Origin of the sequence: Peribacillus glennii, assembly GCF_003429105.1 — a bacterium.
Classification (GTDB): Bacteria; Bacillota; Bacilli; order Bacillales; family DSM-1321; genus Peribacillus; species Peribacillus glennii.
On record NZ_QVTD01000011.1, the window covers coordinates 185,719 to 207,051 of the forward strand.

The window sequence follows — 21,333 nt, forward strand, 5'->3', positions numbered from 1 at the left end:
AATGTCAGCAAAGTGTAAAAAGTTTTTTCGCGAATGGGTTACAGCCGGTGTGATCGCTTTCGTTTTGTTCCTTCTAATCAGGGCCTTTTTCTTTTCCAGCTATGTAGTGGAAGGAGAGTCCATGCAGCCCACCTTGCAGGATGGAAATAAGCTTGTCGTAAGTAAAATCGGTTATCAAATTGAGGATATCCACCGCTTTGATGTCATTGTTTTTCATGCCAATGATAAAGAAGACTATGTGAAAAGAGTTATTGGCCTTCCAGGCGATACAATAACTTATAAGGATGATCATTTATACGTGGATGGCGTTAACTATCGCGAACCTTATCTTAAGCATTTCCCCCCACCGATCCCCGGCCGGAATCTTACCGGTGATTTTACCCTTGGCGAATTGACGGGCTCACGGAAGGTACCGAGCGGAAAGCTGTTCGTCCTCGGGGATAACCGGCTCGGAAGTATGGACAGCAGGCATTTCGGCTATGTTTCCATAGACCAGGTCGTGGGCAAGGTAAATATGCGGTATTGGCCTTTGGACAAATTAAATGTGGAGTTTTAAGTTGAATAGTATTCAAGGTTTGCTTATTTTAGGGGCTGACTCAGCAAAGGGGTCAGCCTTGTTCGTATCTAAAAAAGCGAACGTATGATTGTACTTTTTGCCGGGGAGTCGGTAAAATGGAGAAAAAGGTGCCAGTAATTTACACAGGTCTGCACGGAAAATTGACAGGCTTTTCTGGTATGATTGTACTAAAGAGATTGGTCCACCTATACCTGTGCAAACCGCCACGATGATAGTTGGCGGTTTTTGGACAGTGAAAAGGGGATGGAGGAGGAAATAGGATGTCTCTCCGTTTTATACTTGGAAGAACCGGGACGGGAAAAACGACAAATATACTTGATGAAATCCGCGGCAAGCTCCATGGAAATCCGTCAGGAAGCCCCATCATTTATCTGGTTCCCGATCAAATGACGTTTTTATCTGAATATAAATTGGCTACGACCCCCGGCCTTACGGGAATGATTCGCTCCCAGGTATACAGTTTTACCCGGCTTGCCTGGCGCGTGCTCCAGGAAACCGGCGGGATGACGAGGATCCATCTGGACAGTGTTGGAGCCAATATGCTCATCCGCAAGATCATTGAAGATAAAAAAGATGATTTGAAAATGTTCCGCCGCTCTGCCGACAAACAGGGATTCATCGCGCAGCTCGAGGACATGCTGACGGAATTCAAGCGGTACTGCATAAACCCTGAAGACATTAAGGAATTCGCTGAGAAAAAGGGGAGCAGCGGGGGGCTTGATGCAAAGCTTCATGATTTGGAAATGATCTACAGAGCTTTTGAGGATGAATTGGCCGGCAAGTATTTGGGCTCGGAGGATTATTTTAAATTGCTGGTGGAAAAGATGGCGTCTTCACCATATATCGCATCAGCGGAGATTTATATCGACGGCTTTTACAGCATGACACCCCAGGAGCTTCTTATTGTCAAAGAACTGATAAAGCTTAGCAAGGGCGTCACCATATCTTTGACACTTGACCAGCCCTACAAGCAAAATCCGCCCGGAGACCTGGATTTATTCAGGCAGACAGGTACACTTTACCATAGTATCTGCACAGAGGCCGCAAATCTCGGGATCATTCCTGAACCTGATATTGTTTTGTCCCGGGCGGAACGGTTTGCCGGCAGTCCAACACTTGCGCATCTTGAAGCCAATTTTAATGTCAGGCCGGCACGCACATTCTTGAACGGGCCGGATATCGCTGTGGCACAAGCGGTCAACCGCCGGTCAGAGGTTGAGGGAACTGCGCGGACAATTTTAAAGCTCGTCCGTGAAGAAAATTACCGCTGGAAGGATATTGCGATTTTACTTCGCAATGGCGATTCCTACCATGATCTGATCCACACGGTTTTCCGTGATTATCATATCCCCGTTTTCGTCGATGCCAAGCGTTCCATGCTAAATCACCCCTTGATCGAATTGATACGGTCAACCCTTGAAATCCTGCTTACGAATTGGAGGTATGAACCGGTTTTCCGCTCCATTAAAACCGAACTGCTGTACCCGATTGCCCGAAACCAGAATCGCATGAGGGAAAGGGTGGACAGTCTGGAAAATTTTGTGCTTTCCCATGGGGTCAAGGGCAATAAGTGGACTTCTAAGGAACGTTGGAAATACGTGCGGTTCCGCGGACTGGAACTTGAAGAACGCGCCCAGACTGAAAGCGAAAAGCGGATAGAGGATGATTTGAACGAGCTGAAACAGATGTTCACCGAGCCGATTCTCCGCTTGTCCCGCCGCTTCAAACGCGCAAAAAATGGACGTGAATTTTGTGAAGCCCTTTATTTATATCTTGAGGACTTGCATATCCCGGAAAAACTGGATAATTGGAAATTCGAAGCAGAAGATGAAGGGGATTTGCTTGCTGCACGCGAGCATGAGCAAGTATGGAACGCTGTCATGGAACTGCTTGATCAATTTGTGGAAATGCTCGGAAATGAAATGACTAGCTTAAAGCATTTTTCTGCCATTATAGAGACAGGCTTTGAAACAATGAAGTTCTCTCTCGTTCCTCCCGCCATTGATCAGGTCCTTGTCGCCAATCTGGATTTATCGCGTTTGGATGATGTGAAGGCGGCATTTGTTATTGGCCTTACAGAAGGTGTGCTGCCTGGTAAAGCGGGTGAAGAAGGTGTGTTTTCCGATAGCGACAGGGAGACGTTATCCGCCGAAGGGCTACCGATTGCCCCAGGTTCAAAAATCCGGCTGCTGGATGAGGAATTTACAGCCTATAAAGCATTTATGACTCCGTCGCAGAAGCTCTATCTGTCTTATCCTTTCGCAGATGAAGAAGGAAAAACGCTGTTGCCGTCTTCTTATATTAAGAGAGTAAGAGATGTGCTGCCTGACCTTGATGAAACACTTTATATGAATGACCCGTCAGACCTGCCTGCTTCTGCGCAAGCGGAATATGCGGCTAATTTCGATGTGGCTATATCATACTTAACCGCACAGCTGCAGCTGAAAATAAGAAATTATCCAATTGATCCGCTCTGGTGGGATGTGTACAATGCCTATATTGATGACAAAATCATGAAACCTGGAGCGGTCCGTGTCCTGTCCAGCCTGTTTTATGAGAACAGGGCAAAGCAATTATCAGCTGGTACGAGCAAGAAATTATATGGGGATACGATTACGGCGAGTGTTTCTCGGATGGAAATGTTCAACAGCTGCCCGTTTTCCCATTATGCGGCCCATGGGTTGAAACTGCGCGAACGAAAGATTTTCCGGCTGGATGCCCCTGATATAGGTGAAATGTTCCATGGTGCACTCAAGCTGATATCGGATTATTTGAGGGACCATGATATTTCGTGGGCATCCCTGACAAAGGAACAATGTCTAAGGCTGGCAAAAGAAGCGGTAGACCGGCTAGCCCCAAAGCTTCAAAACGAAATCCTTCTTAGCACGAACCGCCATCATTATTTGAAGAAAAAGCTCGAAAATGTAATTGGCCGTGCGTCGATGATCTTAAGCGAGCATGCAAAAGTCAGCGGATTTTCACCCATAGGCCTTGAACTCGGGTTCGGCAAGAACGGAGAATTGCCTCCGCTATCTTTTACTTTGAACAATGGGACAAAAATGGAACTGATCGGAAGAATAGACCGGGTGGATAAAGCGGAAGAAAACGAGGGCGTGTATTTGCGGGTCCTGGATTATAAGTCGAGCGAAAAGGATTTAAACATCAGCGAGGTCTACTATGGGCTTGCTTTACAAATGCTCACTTACCTGGATATCGTTATTACCCACTCGCAGTCCCTGATCGGGAAAGAAGCATTTCCTGCAGGCGTGCTTTACTTCCATGTCCACAATCCGGTGTTGAACACAAGCGGCATGGTCGGGATGGATGAAATAGAAAAAGGGATTTATAAGAGCTTCAAAATGAAGGGGCTGCTGCTCGGAGAACAAAATATCATCCGGCTGATGGACCGGTCGCTTGAAACGGACGGCCCAAAGTCTTCAGACGTGATTCCTGCCGGTTTTAAAAAAGATGGTTCTTTACAATCAGCATCAAGGATTGCAAGTACAGAAGAATTTTCGATCCTGAAAAAACACGTCCGCAAAGTCTATGAGGATGCAGGCAACTCCATCGTAGAAGGAAAGGTCGATATAACACCTTACAAATTGAAGGATCGGACTCCCTGCACGTTTTGTTCTTTTAAATCCGTCTGCCAATTCGACCAGTCGCTTGCGGAAAACCAGTTTAGGAATTTACTGCCCAAAAAGCAGGCCGATGTATTGGAAATGCTGAGGAAGGAGGCGGAAGATAATGAATAAAACTAAAATCCCGGTTAAGCCGGCTGAGGTTACCTGGACAGATGACCAGTGGAAAGCGATCTGGGCCAAGGACCAGGATATCCTGGTAGCGGCAGCGGCAGGCTCAGGCAAGACAGCTGTTTTGGTAAACCGCATAATCCAAAAAGTTCTCGCAGAAGAGAATCCCATAGATGTGGACGAACTGCTTGTTGTGACCTTTACCAATGCATCAGCGGCGGAAATGAGGCACCGGATCGGGGAAGCGCTTGAGAAGGCAATTGATGAAAACCCCCGTTCACAGCACCTTCGAAAGCAGCTGAGCCTGATTAACCGGGCCTCGATTTCTACGCTTCACTCCTTTTGCCTCGAGGTAATCAGGAAGTATTATTATCTTACTGAAATCGATCCCGGCTTCCGGATAGCAGATTCTACCGAAGCGGAACTGCTCCGTGATGAAGTCATGGAAGAACTGTTCGAGGAACAGTATGGCCAAAGCGATAATGACCGCTTTTTTAAGCTGGTTGATGCGTTTACCAGCGACAGGAATGATTCAGCCTTGCAAAACATGGTCCGCTCGCTGCATGACTTTTCAAGGTCGCATCCAGACCCGAATCTCTGGCTGGATCATCTTATCAAAATGTATGAAGTCGACGAAAATGCGCTTATCGAGGATCTCTACTTTATCGATGCTTTGAAATTCGATATCGGCTTACAGCTGCAAACGGCACATGATTTTCTGGAACAAGCGATGGAACTGGCTAAAGTTCCGGGTGGGCCTGCGCCGCGTGCTGAAAACTTTATCGATGATCTCAGGATTGTCGATCAATTATCCAGGGCCCACGAGGAGTCATGGAACCAGCTTTACGAGTCGATGCAGACCTGGAAATTCTCGACTGCAAAACGCTGCTCCGGTGATGAATATAATAAAGAACTGGTTGATTTAGCGACAAAGCACCGCAACAAAGCGAAAAAAATCCTTGAGAATTTGAAAAGCGAGTTGTTCTCGCGCAGGCCAGAGAGCTATATTCATGACATCCGTGAGCTGAAAGGTTATGCGGAAACGCTTGTCATGCTTGTCAAAGAGTTTGATACGCGTTTTTTTGCAGCAAAGGCGGATAAGAATCTGGTCGATTTCGCTGACCTGGAGCATTACTGTCTGGATATCCTCACCGAATCGTCTGCAGATTCCAACAGATTGCCCTCGCAGGCTGCATTGGAATACCGCAGCAAGTTTAAAGAGGTGCTTGTTGACGAATATCAGGATACGAATCTTGTCCAGGAATCCATCATCAAGCTTGTGACAGCTGATGGGGAGGAAAACGGCAATCTGTTTATGGTTGGAGACGTCAAGCAAAGCATTTACCGATTCCGCCTTGCTGAACCGAACCTTTTTCTTGGCAAGTACACACGTTTTACGCACGACGGTACCGAAACAGGCTTGAGAATTGACTTGAACCGAAACTTCCGCAGCCGCAAGGAAGTGCTGGATGGCACGAACTTTTTGTTTAAGCAGTTGATGGGTATCACTGTAGGAGAGATCGATTACGACCAGGACGCCGAGCTTAAAAAAGGCGCTGCTTATCCGGAAGATAAAAATTATCCGGTTGAAATGTATTTAATAGACGGCAGCAACAAGGATGAGGCAGAAATAACTTTCTCCAATCCGGAATCGGAGAGCGATTCGCAGGACGCGGTTTTCGATGCGGAAGAATTGGAAAATGCCCAGCTGGAAGCAAGGATGATGGCGAAACTCATTAGAAAGGCGATTGGTGAAAAACAGCAAATTTTTGATGCCAAAACGCAGAACTACCGCTCCATTACTTACCGGGACATTGTGATTCTGCTCCGTTCGATGCCATGGGCACCGCAAATCATGGAGGAATTTAAGAATCAAGGAATACCGGTTTATGCGAATTTGTCGACCGGCTATTTCGAAGCAACTGAAGTGGCAATCATGATTTCTTTGTTAAAAGTAATTGATAATCCACAGCAGGATATCCCGCTCGTTTCTGTTCTTCGTTCCCCGATTGTCGGCTTGGATGAAGAGGAATTGGCCAGGATCCGTTTATTCAATCCAGGAACATATTATGAGGCTATATCCGATTTTTTCAGGAAAGCAGATCCCGAAGAATTCGGCTTTCTCTATGAAAAGGTGTCATGGTTTACAGGGAAACTTGTCAAATGGAGAAAACTGGCGGCCCAGGAAGCTCTCTCCGATTTAATCTGGCTTTTGTACCGCGAAACGGGATTTTATGATTTTGCCGGCGGGATGCCAGGAGGAAAGCAACGGCAGGCCAACCTCCGTGCCTTGTATGACCGGGCACGGCAGTATGAGTCGAGTTCTTTTCGCGGATTGTTCCGTTTTTTGCGCTTCATTGAAAGAATGCAGGAGCGTGGAGACGATCTCGGGGCTGCAAGGGCCTTGGGTGAACAGGAGGATGTGGTCCGGCTGATGACCATCCATTCATCTAAAGGGCTGGAGTTTCCTGTTGTGTTCATCGCCGGGCTCTCCAAGCAATTCAATATGATGGATATCCGGAAGTCGTACTTGCTTGATAAAGATTATGGTTTTGCTTCAAAATACGTAAATCCGGAGCTGCGGATCACATATCCGTCCCTGCCGCAAATCGCCTTCAAAAAGAAAAAACAGCTGGAAATGATTGCAGAGGAAATGCGGGTTCTTTATGTCGCATTAACGAGGGCAAAGGAAAAGTTATACTTGATCGGAACAGTAAAAGATGCGGAAAAAAGCGTACGTGAATGGACAGCGGGCCGGGCGGATTCCGGCTGGCTACTGAAGGATTATGTAAGGGCAGGCGCTAAAACCTATATGGATTGGATTGGCCCTGCGATTATCCGGCATTGCGACAGCGATGCCTTACTGGCTGGAACAGGAATCAGCGCAACCCGCAATGAAGACATCTACCGCCATCCATCAAGCTGGAAGATCGAAATCGTTCCGGGCATGGATTTGCAAATATTTAATGAGGAAGAAGCAATCGAACAGGAAAAGCTTCTTGAATCTGTGAAAAACTTTGAACAAGCTGATGCACAGTCAGAATACAAGGAAAAGATTGATCGCCAATTGAATTGGAGTTATCCTTTTGCTGATGCATCCATCCATCGCTCTAAACAGTCAGTATCTGAGTTAAAGAGACAGGCTGAGCTGCGCGATGACGAAAGCTCGATGGAATTGCTCAGGAAATTTAAGCGGCCGATCCTAACACGCCCTTCCTTCATGCAGGAAAAGTCGCTGACCCCTGCTGAAAAAGGGACGGTTATGCATTTGATTATGCAGCATATTGATATGGGCAAACCGGTTACAGAACAAACCATAAATCAATTGGCCGAAGATTTGATCAACCGTGAGCTCATGACAGAGGAACAAAAAGCTGCTGTAGATCCTGCCGTTATAGTAAGCTTCTTTGACAGCGAAATCGGGGGGCGTTTAAAGCGCGCTGCCATCGTCCGCAGGGAAGTGCCGTTTACCATGGCACTGCCTGCCCGTGAGGCTTACAGCCATTGGGAAAACGGGGATGAACAAATCTTAGTCCAAGGAGTCATTGATTGTATTTTCGAGGATAAAAACGGGATCGTGCTCCTCGATTATAAAACAGATGCGATAACCGGGAAATTCGCAAGCGGATTCGAAGGGGCCAGGAACATTTTGGCTGATCGATACCGGGTTCAACTGAAACTCTATATCCGCGCGGTTGAAACCATCCTAACCAGGAAAGTGAACGAAAGTTATTTATTCTTTTTTGATGGCGCCCATTTACTAAACATGAAAGACGGGTAAGATAGGGAAAGCTGGTCAATCACCAAGAAACGGCAGCATTTTCGCTGCCGTTTCTTGCTTTTTTGATCCCTTCCTAATTATTTCCGGATACAGGCTGGTCAACGCCGCTTGCATTTATTACGTTGGTTCCGCTTATTCCGTTGGCTGTAAGAATGATTGCCCCTGTATTGGTCGCCCCGCTGCCTAAATGGGTTTTTGATGCGCTTTTAGGGGAAGTAGACAGGGAATCACCGAATTGGAGCGCTCCTCCGCTTACGTTAATAACTTGAACCGGTCCGACTATTGCTGGCATGGTATGCACCCCCTTTTCAGATGGATATAAGCATTTTTGGATAAGTTCATTTAGGAAGGCTGGCTTCCATTTGTTTGAATGCTTGTTGAATCTGGGCCATTTTTGATCGCACGCCTTCCATTTAAAAGTTGACGGATATGCTTTACCCTTGACTGCATGTATGCATGGCCTGTATTTCCCGCCGACACAACCGATGAAGCGGATACACCGATGATGTTGATACTCCTTACATCTATAAATGGTTGACTATTGATAAAGAATGTGGTGACTGGCTCGACAATCGGCAGAAAGACGGCAGGGGAGGAAAAAATCCGGTATGGTAAGACTTCAGCTTCTTTCCCCAAGTAAACGGGTACCTGCCGCTGAACGGCAAATACATCTGCATAGCTTTCGATGCAGGAGCTGTCCCCGATTTGAAGGGTTGAACTGAATATTAACGTTTTGATTGACAGGTTTTCTATTTTTGAAATTCTCGAAAACATATTATCCCTGTGGCACGAAAGGTACCAGAGCTCCGATGATCAAGGATTCAGGCGGGGTATCAAAAGCAGACGAAAGCTGTATCGTATCTGCGTCCCCAATCAGAAACAAAGCAGCGCTTGAAATACCGATAACATCTATACTGCCAACATTCAGGCCACAGTTCGTAACATTAAACACCATTTTCTTCATAGCCTCCTGGCTGCTTATTTGAATAAGCGGTAAAATTTTCAATGGCAAGGTGGATATCGTTTAGTATATTTTGGATAATTTTTTCTTTCATGTTATCGTGGTGTCCTGTTGTTCTTTCAGCAAGTGGAGTTTTGTTCAGGTACATTTCAATCCTTTGAGGAAGCTGCCTGAATACATCGCTTTTGATAAATTCACGATAAGAAGGATCAATTGGAATTGCTGTCTTTTTTTCGGTTTCAGCAATGATTTCATCCATTTGTGAGGATAGTGTTTGGGTTATTTGCTGGATCATGGCATCCCTCTCCGGAAAAAGGTATGGCATTCCCGCTGAGACTCCATTTACTGCGAATTCGTCAAGTCCGGCAAGATCGTTTGGATTCAGCCCGATATTTAATGTGCCTTCCAAAGATTCCACCTTCAGTTGGTCAAATTTATATTCAATTCTTCCTACATTTACAGGGGGCTTTTTCTTTAGTTCTTCTATTTCATCCCTTAATATCTGCAGGTGATTTTCCAATTGGGCAATCCGTTTTTCCTGGGCAGCCAAATATCTTTGCATCTGGATCGTGTAGGAATAAAATTCATGTTGCATAAGAACAATCACCTCACCTTTTACAAAAATACAGGCGCGCCTAGCCCATAATCCTGAAAACAGTATATGCAGCCTGCTTTATTTAGGTGAGGGTCTATATACTTAATCTCCGCCAGGATCCCGAAACTGCGCAAGTGTCCCAGTTTCAGGCGGGGTTGCCTCGGGTGCAGGCCCTGTAAATCCTCCAGTATTAGCCAGTGTTGAGAGGGGTTTTATCACTCCTGCACTGCCAATCTGAAAAACAGAGGAATTCGCGATGCTGTTTATTTTGATCATATTTATATGGATGGACTGCTGTATATGGAAAATCATCAGCGGGTCTCTCCTTTTCATCAAATTTGCATAACAAATTCTATACATTGAATGCCACTGGCTGGTCCACTCCGTCGCCGTCATACGTATTGGTCGCGCTTTGGTTATTATAAAGTGAAAGATTTCTCCCGGTGTTAAAGGATCCTGCGCCGGCAAAGGTTTTTGTGGTCGATGCAGGAGAGATTTTATAAACATCCCCAATATGGAAGACACCGCTGCTTCCGACGCTGACTACTTGAACTACTCCCACTATTGCTGGCATATCATCCCTCCATTTGTGTTTTTGGTTTGCTATATCCTATGTGTTTTTACAATTGATGTGATATTTGCCCTGTGAAAATTATGGCGAGCCGCAGGTGAATTTTCTAGAACGTTATGACAAAATGCTATATAACAGCAATAAAGGGTACTGTTCTTAGCAAAAAGATATGTTAATATTAAATTAATTTAGAATATTATAGTTATTTCTGGAGGGGTTAAGATGAATGTGCCATTAGTGCTGCCGCAATTCCTGGACAGAGCAGTTTCTTTATACGGAGAAAAAGAGGCGGTCTATTGCGATGAAAGAGTTTTTACATACGATGAATTAAATGGAAGAGTCAATCAGCTTTCTCATGGATTAAGGAATCTGGGAATAGCAAAAGGGGACCGGGTTGCCTATTTGGCGCCGAATACCGCTGAAATGCTGGAAGGGTTCTACGGGGTATTCCAGCTCGGGGCCGTTATGGTGCCGCTAAACACCAGGTTGACTCCTGACGATTATGTGTTTATTTTAAACCATAGCGAATCCAGGGTCCTTTTTGTTGACCAGAATTTATACCACTTGATACAGCCCGTTAAGGAACAGCTGAAAACAGTTGAACATATCATCGTCCACTATAAAGAACCGGACGTGAATGAAACCGGTTACAATGAATGGCTGGCCAGTTACTCATCAGAGCGTTTTAGCCGTGCCGAACTCCATGAAGACGATGTCTGCAGCCTGCTTTATACAAGCGGCACGACGGGAAATCCTAAAGGGGTCATGCTGACACACCGCAATAACTATCTTCATGCTTTAAGCACCATGCATCATTTACGGGTAAGCGATCGTGACGTTTACCTTCATGTACTGCCAATGTTCCATGTGAATGGCTGGGGCTCCCCTTTTTATTATACAGCAAACGGAGCGACCCACATTTGCCTGAAGAAAGCTACTCCACAGGCCATATTTCAAGCAATGAAGGACCATAAGGTGTCTGTCCTGCATATGGCTCCAACGGTTTTGAATTCTCTTTTGCAATATAATGAAGAACATGCACCAGCATTGGACCAGGAGGTTCGGGTGGTGATTGCAGGTTCTGCACCGCCGCCGGCTTTTGTGACAAGGGTGGAAAAAGAACTCGGCTGGGAATTCATCCAGGTATACGGAATGACTGAGTCCACGCCGTTGAGCCTGATTTCCACCATTCGGCCCCAGCTGGCCAATTTGCCGCTCAAGGAACAGTACAGAATCAAAGCGAAAGCAGGCTATTCAATGATTGGCTCCGATGTCAGGGTAATCAATGACAATGGGGAAGAAGTGGCCCACGATGGCAAAGAAATAGGAGAAGTGGTTACAAGAAGCCATGGCGTCATGAAAGGCTATTGGAAAAATGAAGAAGCGACTATGGAAGCAATCAGGAATGGCTGGCTCCATACCGGCGATATGGGGACAGTCGATGAATATGGGCATATCGATATTGTGGACCGGAAGAAGGATATCATTATCAGCGGCGGGGAAAATATTTCTTCCATTGAGGTGGAAGGGGTGTTATATGAGCATCCGGGAATCCTGGAAGCCGCCGTTATTGCTGTTCCCCATGAAAAATGGGGAGAAACGCCGCATGCCTATGTTGTTTTAAGAGAAAACCAGAATATCAGCGAACAGGATATCATTGCCTTTTCAAGAGAAAAGCTGGCGCATTTTAAAGCGGTGACAGGTGTAACGTTTGTCGGAGAGCTGCCGAAAACGGCTTCAGGAAAAATCCAGAAAGTGCATCTCCGCAATGAATACTGGGAATCCTTTGGAAAATCGGGACGATTTGTGAACTAATCCATCCCAAACAAAACTGCCTTTTTTGTATAAGGCAGTTTTTTTGGTTTATGCCGAATTTGTCGAAAGAACCAAAGTATGATAAAGATAAAGATATACCGCGTTGGAAATGAATGGAGTGATTCTGCGAATGCAAGAACCTGATAGAATTGTCAGCATAGATATCCTAAGGGGATTTTCAATCCTGGGTATCCTCCTTGTAAACATGCCATCCTTCCATGCGCCGCTGTTATATATCGATCCATTGGCGTGGTGGGAGGATAAGCACGATCAGTTTTGGTATATCATGACTGATATCTTTGCCCAGGCAAGCTTCTACCCGTTATTTGCGTTTTTATTCGGGTTCGGCGCCTTTCTATCTGCACGAAAGGCCGAACGTAAAGGCAAATCGTTTCCTCTTCTTTTTTCAAGAAGGTTATTTGTCTTGCTTTTAATAGGCTGCATTCATGCTTTCTTTATCTGGCACGGTGATATTTTAATTAATTATGCCTTGTTCGGTTTTGTTTTTATCCTATTTTATAGAATGAGCGGGACATCGCTGCTGATCATAGGTTCAGGCATTTATGTGATCCCTTTCCTGCTGTTGGCGTTTCTTATGTGGAAATCAGGATTGGGGGAAATTGGCATTCCGAACGATCTTGAAGGCGCCCGTCAATCTATGGAAGCATACAGGGCGGGTTCTTTTATGGAAATCGTGCAGCAGAGGTTCCAGGACTGGTATTTAGTGAATAACGCGGCTGCATCCATTTTTTTATTTTTATCTATTTTTCCATTGTTTTTGGTTGGCGCAGGTTTTGCGAAAATAGGCATTCTTGAAAAGCCGCTCCATTATAAAAAAATATTGATGATCATCCTTGCTGCATCCTTGGCGGCAGGGCTCTCATTAAAGCTGTTTCCTTATTACAGCTCACGCAATCCACTGGCTTCATTTATTCAGGACCAGTTCGGGGGGCCCATATTGTCGTTGTTTTATCTGTCTTCCATCACATTGTTGATTGAGAAGAAACGTTTTTATATGCTTTTAAAGCCATTTTCCTCTGTAGGAAGGCTCTCGATGAGCAATTACCTGCTTCAATCTGTTTTAGGAACTTTCCTATTTTACTCGTACGGATTAGGGTATTATGGGAATATTTCTTTTAGCACGGGAATGATGCTGGCAGTGGTTATTTTTATGATTCAAATGGCAGCCAGCAGGGTATGGCTACAATATTTCAGGATGGGACCAGTTGAGTATTTGTGGAGGCTTTTTACATATTTAGAGAAACCTGCTTTGGGAAGAATTCAGGGACAGCCAAGGGGGAAATCGTGAAAAGAATACTGGTTGTAGGATGCTCGGGTGCGGGAAAGTCGACATTGGCAAGACAATTATCACAGTTAGTGGGAATACCTGCTATCCAATTAGATGCACATTATTGGCAGGAATGCCGGTGGAAACACCAAGGGAAAGCACAGAAGCAGGTAAATAATCTTAAGGCTTGAGAGACTTGGTGTTCATGAGGTTTATACCAAACATTTGGAATTACAGTTCGCGAGGGTGGATACAATCATCTATCTGGATGCTCCTGCAACAGTTGCCTATACACATCAGGAGATTCCAATAGAGGGGGAAAACACGGCCTGATATGGCAGAGGGCTGTATTGAAAAGATAGACTGGGAGTTTTTCCGATATATAAGTCCTTTCACCCCAAAAAAGCCATGCGATTATAGGGCGCTCCAACACCTCACAGATAAAAAGGGTATACTAAAAAATAAGCGCAATATAGAAAATTAGCCTGAAACAAATCGGGCACGAAAAGGGGAGAAGTTTTAATGAAATTCTCAACAGCCAGGATCAAAGGTGAAAGCAAAATCCTCATGTCTAAAGAAAACGATCAGAATTATTTACTGCTCGGGGAAGCTGCGGCAAAAATGAATGACAGTGCCGTTTCCCTTCCAGCGACACTCCTGGAATGCATCCAGGAAGGAGAGGTTTTTGCGGAAAAGGCAAACAGGATTTATGAATGGAGCTATGCGGCGGACGATGCTTCTCTTTTTGCCGCCAATGAAGATTTGGAATGGGAGGCACCAATACCGCGTCCTGCCAAAAATATTTTTTGTGTAGGGAAAAACTATGCCGAGCATGCGATCGAGCTTGGCAGCGAAGCGGATATACCCGAGCATCTTATGCTTTTTTCGAAAACGCCTACCACAGTGATCGGTCATAAATCGGTCGTTCCGAATCACAATGGCGTGACAGCCCAATTGGATTATGAAGGAGAGCTTGCGATTATCATAGGCAAAAAAGGGCGTTCGATTACGCGCGAAGAAGCGTTGGATTATGTTTTTGGATATACGGTCATCAACGACGTTACAGCCCGGGACCTGCAGAGCAGGCACAAACAATTCCTGCTGGGTAAAAGCCTTGACGGAACATGTCCAATGGGTCCTTATATCGTTCATAAATCAATGATCAAGAACCCGAATCATCTTCACATCCAGACGAAGGTGAATGGGGAAGTACGGCAGGACGCCAATACGGAGCAATTCATTTTTCCGGTAGAGGAAATCATTTCGGTGGTTTCAAGGGGGATGACTCTGGAGCCTGGCGACATTATCGCTACCGGCACACCGGCAGGAGTCGGTAAAGGATTCAAGCCGCCAAGATTCCTTCAATCCGGTGATATTATTGAGATTACTGTCGAAAAAATTGGAACTCTCATAAACAAAATCGAATAGTGCTAGGTTAAACTTTGTGATTACGCATTTTTCTATGATATGATGAAGGTGATTATTTCTTAGGAGGATTTTTTAATATGACGCACATGCATATTACAACCTGGGTGGTCGCCCTAATTCTATTCTTTGTAGCAGTGTCCATGAACAAGGGTGATAATGCGAAAAGTTTTAAAATTGTACATATGATCCTGCGCCTTTTTTACGTGCTGATTATCCTTACTGGATTCGGCTTGATAGGTAGTGCTTTTGGCGTATACGCCCTGAAAGCCATTATCGGTATTATCGTGATCGGAATGATGGAAATGATTCTCGTCAGAGCTAAAAAAGGAAAAAGCACAGGAGCACTCTGGGCCGTATTTATCATTGCGTTCCTGGCAGTAGTTTATATGGGATTAGCCCTTCCGCAGGGATTCCAGCCATTTGCTTAAATCGTTTACACCGCCACAAATTTGGCGGTGTTTTTAATTTTCATTCTACAGGACAAAAAACATGGTATTTTATACTTAGATGGTATAAAAAATCCTAGTATTGGGTAACTGTTGGTGAGTGCAATGGCTCAAACGTTCAATTATGTATTCGAAGATCATGAAGCCTTGAAAGGTATCTTATATAGTCAAACATAATGGCAAGAGTCGGGGATGGGCCATTTCATAGTCTCAGTCAATGTTTCCGCATTTAATTCCAACAGGCTCAATTTCTGGACAAGGTAAAGAGGCTCTCACGGAATCCGGGCTTAGCCCCCGCTACCTGCACTTGGAATTGACGGAGAGTCTCATTCTCGGAAAATATCAGCTATAGCATAGAGGTCATGCAGGAGCTTAGGAAGGCTTGGCGTCAAGGTTTCCATTGATGATTTCGGCACGGCTATTGTTCGCTCAGCTATTTGAAAAGCTTGCCGATTAACACGTTAAAAATAGACCGCTCATTCATCAATAACTTGAAAGATTCTTCCGACATTGCCATTGTGAAAGCAATTATTACCATGGGAAATGGCCTTGATTTGAAAATCGTTCAAAAAGGAACAGATCGAACTGCTTAAAGCTTTGAATTGCCATTATGCACAAGGGTTTTATATCCATAGGCCGTTAACAATCGAGCAGTTGGTGAGGTATCGGAATCACATAATTACAGTCTAATTTTACTCAAAAAGCCTGGCTTTGTGCGCCAGGCTTTTTTTTCGCAGGTAAAAAATCATAAAACATTCTTACTTGCATTAAGCAGAACATTGACTAAGTACGGCATATTCTATGGCAATGACTCTGCGCGCACATCCTGTGAGCCTAACTGCGACTCTGTCTTCCTGCTTTAAAAAGGTTCGCCGACCGGCGATTTATTAACCAGCAACTACCGGTTTTTTTGCTGGATTTTAACGTTGCTAAGCATTGATTTTTTCGATGATGATCCGTTTCCCTGTATTGAGGGTGAACTCAAATCGATCATGTTCTTTTACAGAGTAAAAAAAATGATGCTGGACAGAACATAGCAGGGTGCCGTTATCAAAAATAAAAAAATTGACCCCCGACTGTGTCGTTGCTGTTCTAAGGAAAGTGAGCTGGTTATAACTGTATATACAATCATACACGGAAAAATCAAGCGAATTCAAAGTGGTTACAAACTGAAAAAAAGAATCATCGTTGAGTTCATCCAGCAGTCTCTCAAACGAGTAGATAAGCTGCTTACGGATCCGGATTGATTCATCATGCTCTAAATCAAACACCTGGCCGTTATGTGTGACAGTGCCATTTTCCCCAATGGTCCCTTTACACCAGCGGCCGCTGCGAAAAATCTCGATATCATGATTTAAGTACTCATCGAGCGAAGAGGCCTCATCCGTTTCTCCGTCAAAGAATATCCATTGATGATTGATGTATTCCACTGTACCTTCTGAAAATGCCCTGGATTGGCGGTTGAAAAGCTTAAATCTCTGCTGTTGGCTCATACAATACCCTCCAAAAAAATGGGACCTCACCTACTTTTCGGCAAAAAAGGATAGGATATAACGTTCCTTTCCACCTAAAGATGAACACAGAATAAGTGCGCCACTTCCTGTGGCAACGCCTGTGTGGCCCACATCCACACAAATCTTCAGCTTTGTTTCGTGCGATGTAACGCTGCCGAAGCCTTCCTTGTCCTGTGGGCCTGAACTAAGCCTCTGACTTAGCCTTTTACAAGACTCGCCAATCTGTGAGTTTTCTAAACAAACGGGATAAAAAATATAACTCCTTTTTAATATCGGGACAAATAACCATCCATCCTCTATTTACATAGGTTATTAAATACAACTGATCGTGAGGTTAGTCCCCACCGCTTCACCGCGGCAGCGCGCCGGGGGACTGACCCCATAAAAAGAGGAAGGGTGATGAAACATGTGTGGGATTACCGGGTGGATCGATTACAGGAGAAATCTTGGTAAAGAGACTGGAATAGTTGGGCGAATGACCGAAACATTATCAAAACGCGGACCTGATCAAAGCAATTTATGGGCAGACACACATGCAGCGTTTGGCCATAAGCGCCTTACTGTTGTAGATCCGGAAGGCGGCTGCCAGCCGATGCTGAAACAGCATCGGGAACGAACATACATTTTGTGCTATAATGGCGAGCTGTATAACACGGAAGACATTCGAAAACAACTGTTATTAAAAGGATATTCCTTTAAAGGCCATAGTGATACAGAAGTTTTGCTAACTTCATATATAGAATGGAAAGAAAAATGCGTGGATTTATTCAACGGGATTTTTGCCTTTGCGGTGTGGGATATGGAGGAGCAAAAATTGTTCATGGCCAGGGACCGGTTAGGCGTCAAACCACTATTTTATGCGGAGAAAGGCGGAGGATTCCTTTTTGGTTCGGAGATTAAGGCGATTTTGGCCCATCCTGATATGAAGCCTCAAATAGACAGGGAAGGGCTTGCGGAGGTTTTTGGACTTGGTCCGTCACGCACACCGGGCTCAGGAGTGTTCCGCGGCATCCAGGAATTGCGTCCCGCCCACGCGTTAACACTATCTGCCGGCCAGGGATTAAGGATATGGCGCTACTGGAATGTGAAGAGTGAAGAGCACACCGACTCGTTGGAAGAAACCACGGAGAAAGTGCGCTTCCTTGTGAATGACGCGGTTACAAGGCAGCTTGTCTCGGATGTGCCACTTTGTACATTTTTATCTGGAGGAGTTGATTCCAGTGCGATAACAGCCATTGCCGCCAAAGCATACCAGCAAGAAGGAAAAGGCAGGCTTCATACTTATTCCATCGATTATCAAGACAATGACTTGTTTTTTAAGGAAAATGAATTCCAGCCGGATTCGGATGGACCGTGGATTAAAAGGATGTCGGAAGCTTTTGATACCGTGCACCACAGCTCGGTGATTTCACAGGAATCTCTTGCTGATTACTTAACGGAGGCTGTCCATGTCAGGGATTTGCCGGGAATGGCGGATATAGATTCATCACTTCTCTGGTTTTGCAAGGAAATCAAGAACGATTTTACTGTAGGGCTTTCAGGGGAATGTGCAGATGAAATTTTTGGCGGCTATCCATGGTTTCACCGGGAGGATGATTTAAATCGGAATGGTTTTCCATGGATGCGATCGACAAAAGCGAGGGTGTCATTACTGACAGAAAACTGGAAGCGGAAATTAAAGCTGGAAGACTATGTACAGAATAAGTATGCACAGACTATTGCGGAAGTCCCGAGACTGGATGGGGAAACCGGGGAAGCTGCCAAACGCAGGGAATTATTTTATTTGAATATCCTTTGGTTTATGACAACGCTGTTGGATCGAAAAGACAGGATGAGCATGGGCGCAAGCCTTGAGGTGAGGGTTCCGTTTGCTGACCATCGCCTGGTTGAATATGTATGGAACATCCCGTGGGAAATGAAGACGGTTGGGAACAGGGAAAAGGGCATTTTGCGAAAAGCACTTGAAGGGCTTTTGCCGGAAGAAGTCCTCTACCGCAAGAAAAGTCCATATCCGAAAACACATAACCCGGCATACACGAATAAAATCCAATTCTGGTTGAACGACATTCTGGCAGACCGGAATTCGATCCTGCATGAGTTCTTTAACACAGAAAAACTGAGTGAAATTGTGGAATCAAAAGGAGCGGCTTTCCACGTTCCCTGGTTCGGCCAGCTTATGTCAGGCCCGCAGCTTTTGGCACACCTTGCTCAGATACATGTCTGGTTTAAGGACTATAATATTGAATTGATTGAATCGTGAAGATCTGCCTGGGAAATAAGAGTAAATAGAGAAAATCATAAAAGTAGGTATATGCCCGAATATTAAGGCATGGAAAAAAGTCGGTTCAAATGCTGCTAATAGAAAAGGCGCAACGGTTTCCTTCTCAACTGTTGCGCCTTTTCTTTTCCTTTATTTAACCTTGACTGGCGGTTACAAATCCTTTCTTCATCCAGATGCGTGTCCTCTATCTCCAAAGTATGGAAAGCCCACGGAACCATTCGCAGTCGCAGCAAAGGCAATCCAAATTCGGGTCAGCCCTAGGCCGCATTTAATTCCAAGTTGATACGCCGTGTCACACTGATTCCCCACATCGACAGAACTCAGATTAAGATTGGAAGCGAACATCGCCGGCCGCCCTAATGGAATTGATAATGGCTAAGTTAAAAGCTCGGCCAGGTTCACGGATCACGGGGAGCCAGACCAAAATGCTAATCCCGGAATTGCTTGTGAAAATCGACAACAATTGTTTAAAAAATAAAGAAAATACGACTGCAAAAATAGTGGCCAGCATGATAGCTTGCATTTTTTAAAATTCTAAAGCTCCCTGATTTCAAAATATGATTTTCCTTCAAATATTGTAAACAGATTGCATAATGAAATTTAGGTTTGCGCTAATGGTATCACAACCATTCTTTTAGAGTGAAAAATTAATAAACCTGTCTGAATCTACGATTTTATCGGTCCTGGGCCCTCCGTTTTCACATTCATGTTTGACGGCAAGGGGACAAAAAGCTAATCTTATAGTCGTAGAGAAGCATAATAGGGGGAGCAGGTATGGGAAAAAGAGTGCTGCCACTCGTTTTGATTCCGTTTCTTTTTTTATACGGCGTTAAAGCAGGCGCGGTTGAAAAAGAAGAGCGAACATGGCAAGACGAATTGATTTATTCTTTGATGGTGGACCGGTTTAATGATGGAAATGAAAAGAATGCAAAGGATATCGACGTAAACGACCCCAAGGCATACAATGGTGGGGATTTCAGGGGGATTCAAGAACAGCTTGATTACATAAAAGATATGGGTTTTACAGCGATTTCGCTTAGTCCGGTATTTGATAATGAAGACCGCGGCTATCATGGATATTGGATTCGGGATTATTATAAGACTGAAGAACATTTCGGAACGATGGAAGACTTTAAAAAGCTGGTCAAGGAAGCACATAAACGGGATATGAAAATACTGGCGGAATTTCCCGTGAATCATGTCGGGCCAAACCATCCTTGGCTAAAGGATTCTGGCAAACAGGACTGGTTCCTGGAAAAAGGGACAAGTGATAGCGAAAATGACAATGTGGAGCAGGAGGCTTCATGGTCAGAGAATTTGCCGGAATTGAATCTGGGTAACCCGGAAACAAGGGGATATTTGCTTGACGCAGCTAAATGGTGGGTACGTGAGACAGGAATTGACGGCTTTAGCCTCGGCAGCCTTCAGAAGGCTCCAATGGACTTTTGGAGCGATTTTTCAAGGGCCGTGAAAGAGGAGAAACAGGATTTCTTCTTGGCGGGACAGATACCAGAGAATGACCCAAAGGCAATAGAAGAACTTAAGAAAAACGGAATAGACGCATTCATGGATTATAAAAAAGCCCGGCAATTACGGACAGCTTTCAGCGGGACTGATACATCCCTTGAAGATGTTTTTCCCGCCTTTGAAAAAAGCGGATCCTCCATGAACATGGGTAACTTTTTAGATAATCATGAAATGTCCCGCTTTACCAATGAAGCCGTTGCGAAGAAACAGCATCCGGGCACGCGATGGAAAATGGCATTGTCGTACCTGTACACCGTCCCTGGCATGCCGGTTGTATATTATGGCTCTGAAATTGCCATGAACGGCGGCGAGGTGCCTGATAATCACCAATTAATGGCATTTAAGGCGGAGAAGGAGCTAATTGATTATATAACCAAGCTTGGAGAACTTCGCAAACAGCTGCCTTCGTTGTCTAAAGGCAATTCCCGGCTTCTTTATGAAAAAGGAGGCATGGCAATTTTCCAGCGGACGTATGGGGATGAAACGGTGTTCATAGCGATTAACAACACTTCCAAGACCCAAACGGTAACCCTGGACAAGGGCATAATAGAAGAAGGCAAAGAGTTAAGAGGATTGCTTACAGGAGACTTAGTACGGAGCAAGGGTGACAAATATACGATCGTTCTTGACCGTGAAATTGCCGAAGTGTATGCGCTTGCTGATAAATCAGGGTTAAATGTCCCGTATTTGGTGATTATGGGGGCTGTCTATACAGCGTTTGCGGTTTTCATTATCTTAATTTGGAAAAGGGCCCGGCGGAATAGGGCATAAAACATAATTGCCGGTTTCTGCCATAA

General features: G+C 44.9%; 19 protein-coding genes. 12 read left to right on the forward strand and 7 right to left on the reverse strand.

The features are described from left to right. Position 1: 1 nt before the first annotated feature. The 3 genes from lepB to addA all read left to right on the forward strand — a co-directional run bounded on the left by lepB (position 2) and on the right by addA (position 8,110). Entirely contained in the window at positions 2-556 is a 555-nt protein-coding gene (gene lepB, locus D0466_RS16330; RefSeq protein WP_117323603.1) for a signal peptidase I, read from the forward strand. Between the two features lie 281 nt (positions 557-837). After that, positions 838-4,332 (forward strand): helicase-exonuclease AddAB subunit AddB, encoded by a 3,495-nt coding sequence (gene addB, locus D0466_RS16335; RefSeq protein ID WP_117323604.1) that lies wholly within the window; start codon positions 838-840, stop codon positions 4,330-4,332. Then, complete coding sequence (addA, locus tag D0466_RS16340) at positions 4,325-8,110, forward strand: helicase-exonuclease AddAB subunit AddA (RefSeq protein ID WP_117323605.1); 3,786 nt, start codon at positions 4,325-4,327, stop codon at positions 8,108-8,110. Before addB ends, addA begins: the two co-directional genes overlap by 8 nt. A 73-nt stretch (positions 8,111-8,183) precedes the next feature. On the opposite strand, the gene D0466_RS16345 is transcribed toward addA, so the two are convergent. From D0466_RS16345 to D0466_RS16370, 6 genes are all read right to left on the reverse strand, one after another. Beyond that, the gene (locus D0466_RS16345; RefSeq protein WP_117323606.1) at positions 8,184-8,402 is read right to left on the reverse strand and encodes a spore germination protein; all 219 of its coding nucleotides are present in this window, start codon (positions 8,400-8,402) and stop codon (positions 8,184-8,186) included. 50 nt (positions 8,403-8,452) lie between these two features. Beyond that, positions 8,453-8,884: a spore germination protein GerPE gene (locus D0466_RS16350; RefSeq protein ID WP_117323607.1), complete on the reverse strand. Its 432-nt coding sequence runs from the start codon at positions 8,882-8,884 to the stop codon at positions 8,453-8,455. Position 8,885: 1 nt separating this feature from the next. Further along, positions 8,886-9,065: a spore gernimation protein GerPD gene (locus tag D0466_RS16355; protein WP_117323608.1), complete on the reverse strand. Its 180-nt coding sequence runs from the start codon at positions 9,063-9,065 to the stop codon at positions 8,886-8,888. After that, positions 9,055-9,666 (reverse strand): spore germination protein GerPC, encoded by a 612-nt coding sequence (gene gerPC / locus D0466_RS16360; protein WP_117323609.1) that lies wholly within the window; start codon positions 9,664-9,666, stop codon positions 9,055-9,057. The genes D0466_RS16355 and gerPC overlap by 11 nt, the downstream gene beginning before the upstream one ends. A gap of 102 nt (positions 9,667-9,768) precedes the next feature. Next, positions 9,769-9,978 (reverse strand): spore germination protein GerPB, encoded by a 210-nt coding sequence (locus D0466_RS16365; RefSeq protein ID WP_117323610.1) that lies wholly within the window; start codon positions 9,976-9,978, stop codon positions 9,769-9,771. 40 nt (positions 9,979-10,018) lie between these two features. Beyond that, the gene (locus D0466_RS16370; RefSeq protein ID WP_117323611.1) at positions 10,019-10,240 is read right to left on the reverse strand and encodes a spore germination protein; all 222 of its coding nucleotides are present in this window, start codon (positions 10,238-10,240) and stop codon (positions 10,019-10,021) included. 219 nt (positions 10,241-10,459) lie between these two features. Between D0466_RS16370 and D0466_RS16375 the strand changes: the two genes are divergently transcribed. From D0466_RS16375 to D0466_RS23650, 6 genes are all read left to right on the forward strand, one after another. Beyond that, positions 10,460-12,052 (forward strand): long-chain-fatty-acid--CoA ligase, encoded by a 1,593-nt coding sequence (locus tag D0466_RS16375; RefSeq protein WP_117323612.1) that lies wholly within the window; start codon positions 10,460-10,462, stop codon positions 12,050-12,052. Between the two features lie 130 nt (positions 12,053-12,182). Continuing rightward, positions 12,183-13,361 (forward strand): DUF418 domain-containing protein, encoded by a 1,179-nt coding sequence (locus D0466_RS16380; protein ID WP_233522676.1) that lies wholly within the window; start codon positions 12,183-12,185, stop codon positions 13,359-13,361. Next, on the forward strand, positions 13,358-13,531 hold the full coding sequence (locus tag D0466_RS22280; protein WP_158555926.1) for a P-loop NTPase family protein: 174 nt from the start codon (positions 13,358-13,360) through the stop codon (positions 13,529-13,531). The genes D0466_RS16380 and D0466_RS22280 overlap by 4 nt, the downstream gene beginning before the upstream one ends. Positions 13,532-13,862: 331 nt before the next feature. Further along, positions 13,863-14,768: a fumarylacetoacetate hydrolase family protein gene (locus D0466_RS16385; RefSeq protein ID WP_117323613.1), complete on the forward strand. Its 906-nt coding sequence runs from the start codon at positions 13,863-13,865 to the stop codon at positions 14,766-14,768. Positions 14,769-14,845: 77 nt separating this feature from the next. After that, positions 14,846-15,196 carry a YisL family protein gene (locus D0466_RS16390; RefSeq protein WP_117323614.1) on the forward strand — a complete coding sequence of 117 codons (351 nt, stop codon included), beginning with the start codon at positions 14,846-14,848 and terminating at the stop codon, positions 15,194-15,196. Positions 15,197-15,651: 455 nt separating this feature from the next. Then, a complete protein-coding gene (locus tag D0466_RS23650) occupies positions 15,652-15,807 on the forward strand; it encodes a hypothetical protein (protein ID WP_407675642.1) in 156 nt (51 codons plus the stop codon). Between the two features lie 336 nt (positions 15,808-16,143). Here the strand turns inward: D0466_RS23650 and D0466_RS16400 are convergent, their stop codons facing one another. Then, entirely contained in the window at positions 16,144-16,707 is a 564-nt protein-coding gene (locus tag D0466_RS16400) for a DUF2777 domain-containing protein (protein WP_117323615.1), read from the reverse strand. Between the two features lie 427 nt (positions 16,708-17,134). Between D0466_RS16400 and asnB the strand changes: the two genes are divergently transcribed. The 3 genes from asnB (at position 17,135) to D0466_RS16415 (ending at position 21,307) form a co-directional block, all read left to right on the forward strand. Next, positions 17,135-18,988 carry an asparagine synthase (glutamine-hydrolyzing) gene (gene asnB / locus D0466_RS16405; RefSeq protein WP_117323616.1) on the forward strand — a complete coding sequence of 618 codons (1,854 nt, stop codon included), beginning with the start codon at positions 17,135-17,137 and terminating at the stop codon, positions 18,986-18,988. 392 nt (positions 18,989-19,380) lie between these two features. Continuing rightward, positions 19,381-19,539, forward strand: coding sequence for a hypothetical protein (locus D0466_RS22285; RefSeq protein ID WP_158555927.1), 159 nt, complete (start codon positions 19,381-19,383; stop codon positions 19,537-19,539). 244 nt (positions 19,540-19,783) lie between these two features. Continuing rightward, positions 19,784-21,307 carry an alpha-amylase family glycosyl hydrolase gene (locus D0466_RS16415; protein ID WP_117323618.1) on the forward strand — a complete coding sequence of 508 codons (1,524 nt, stop codon included), beginning with the start codon at positions 19,784-19,786 and terminating at the stop codon, positions 21,305-21,307. Positions 21,308-21,333: the final 26 nt, after the last annotated feature.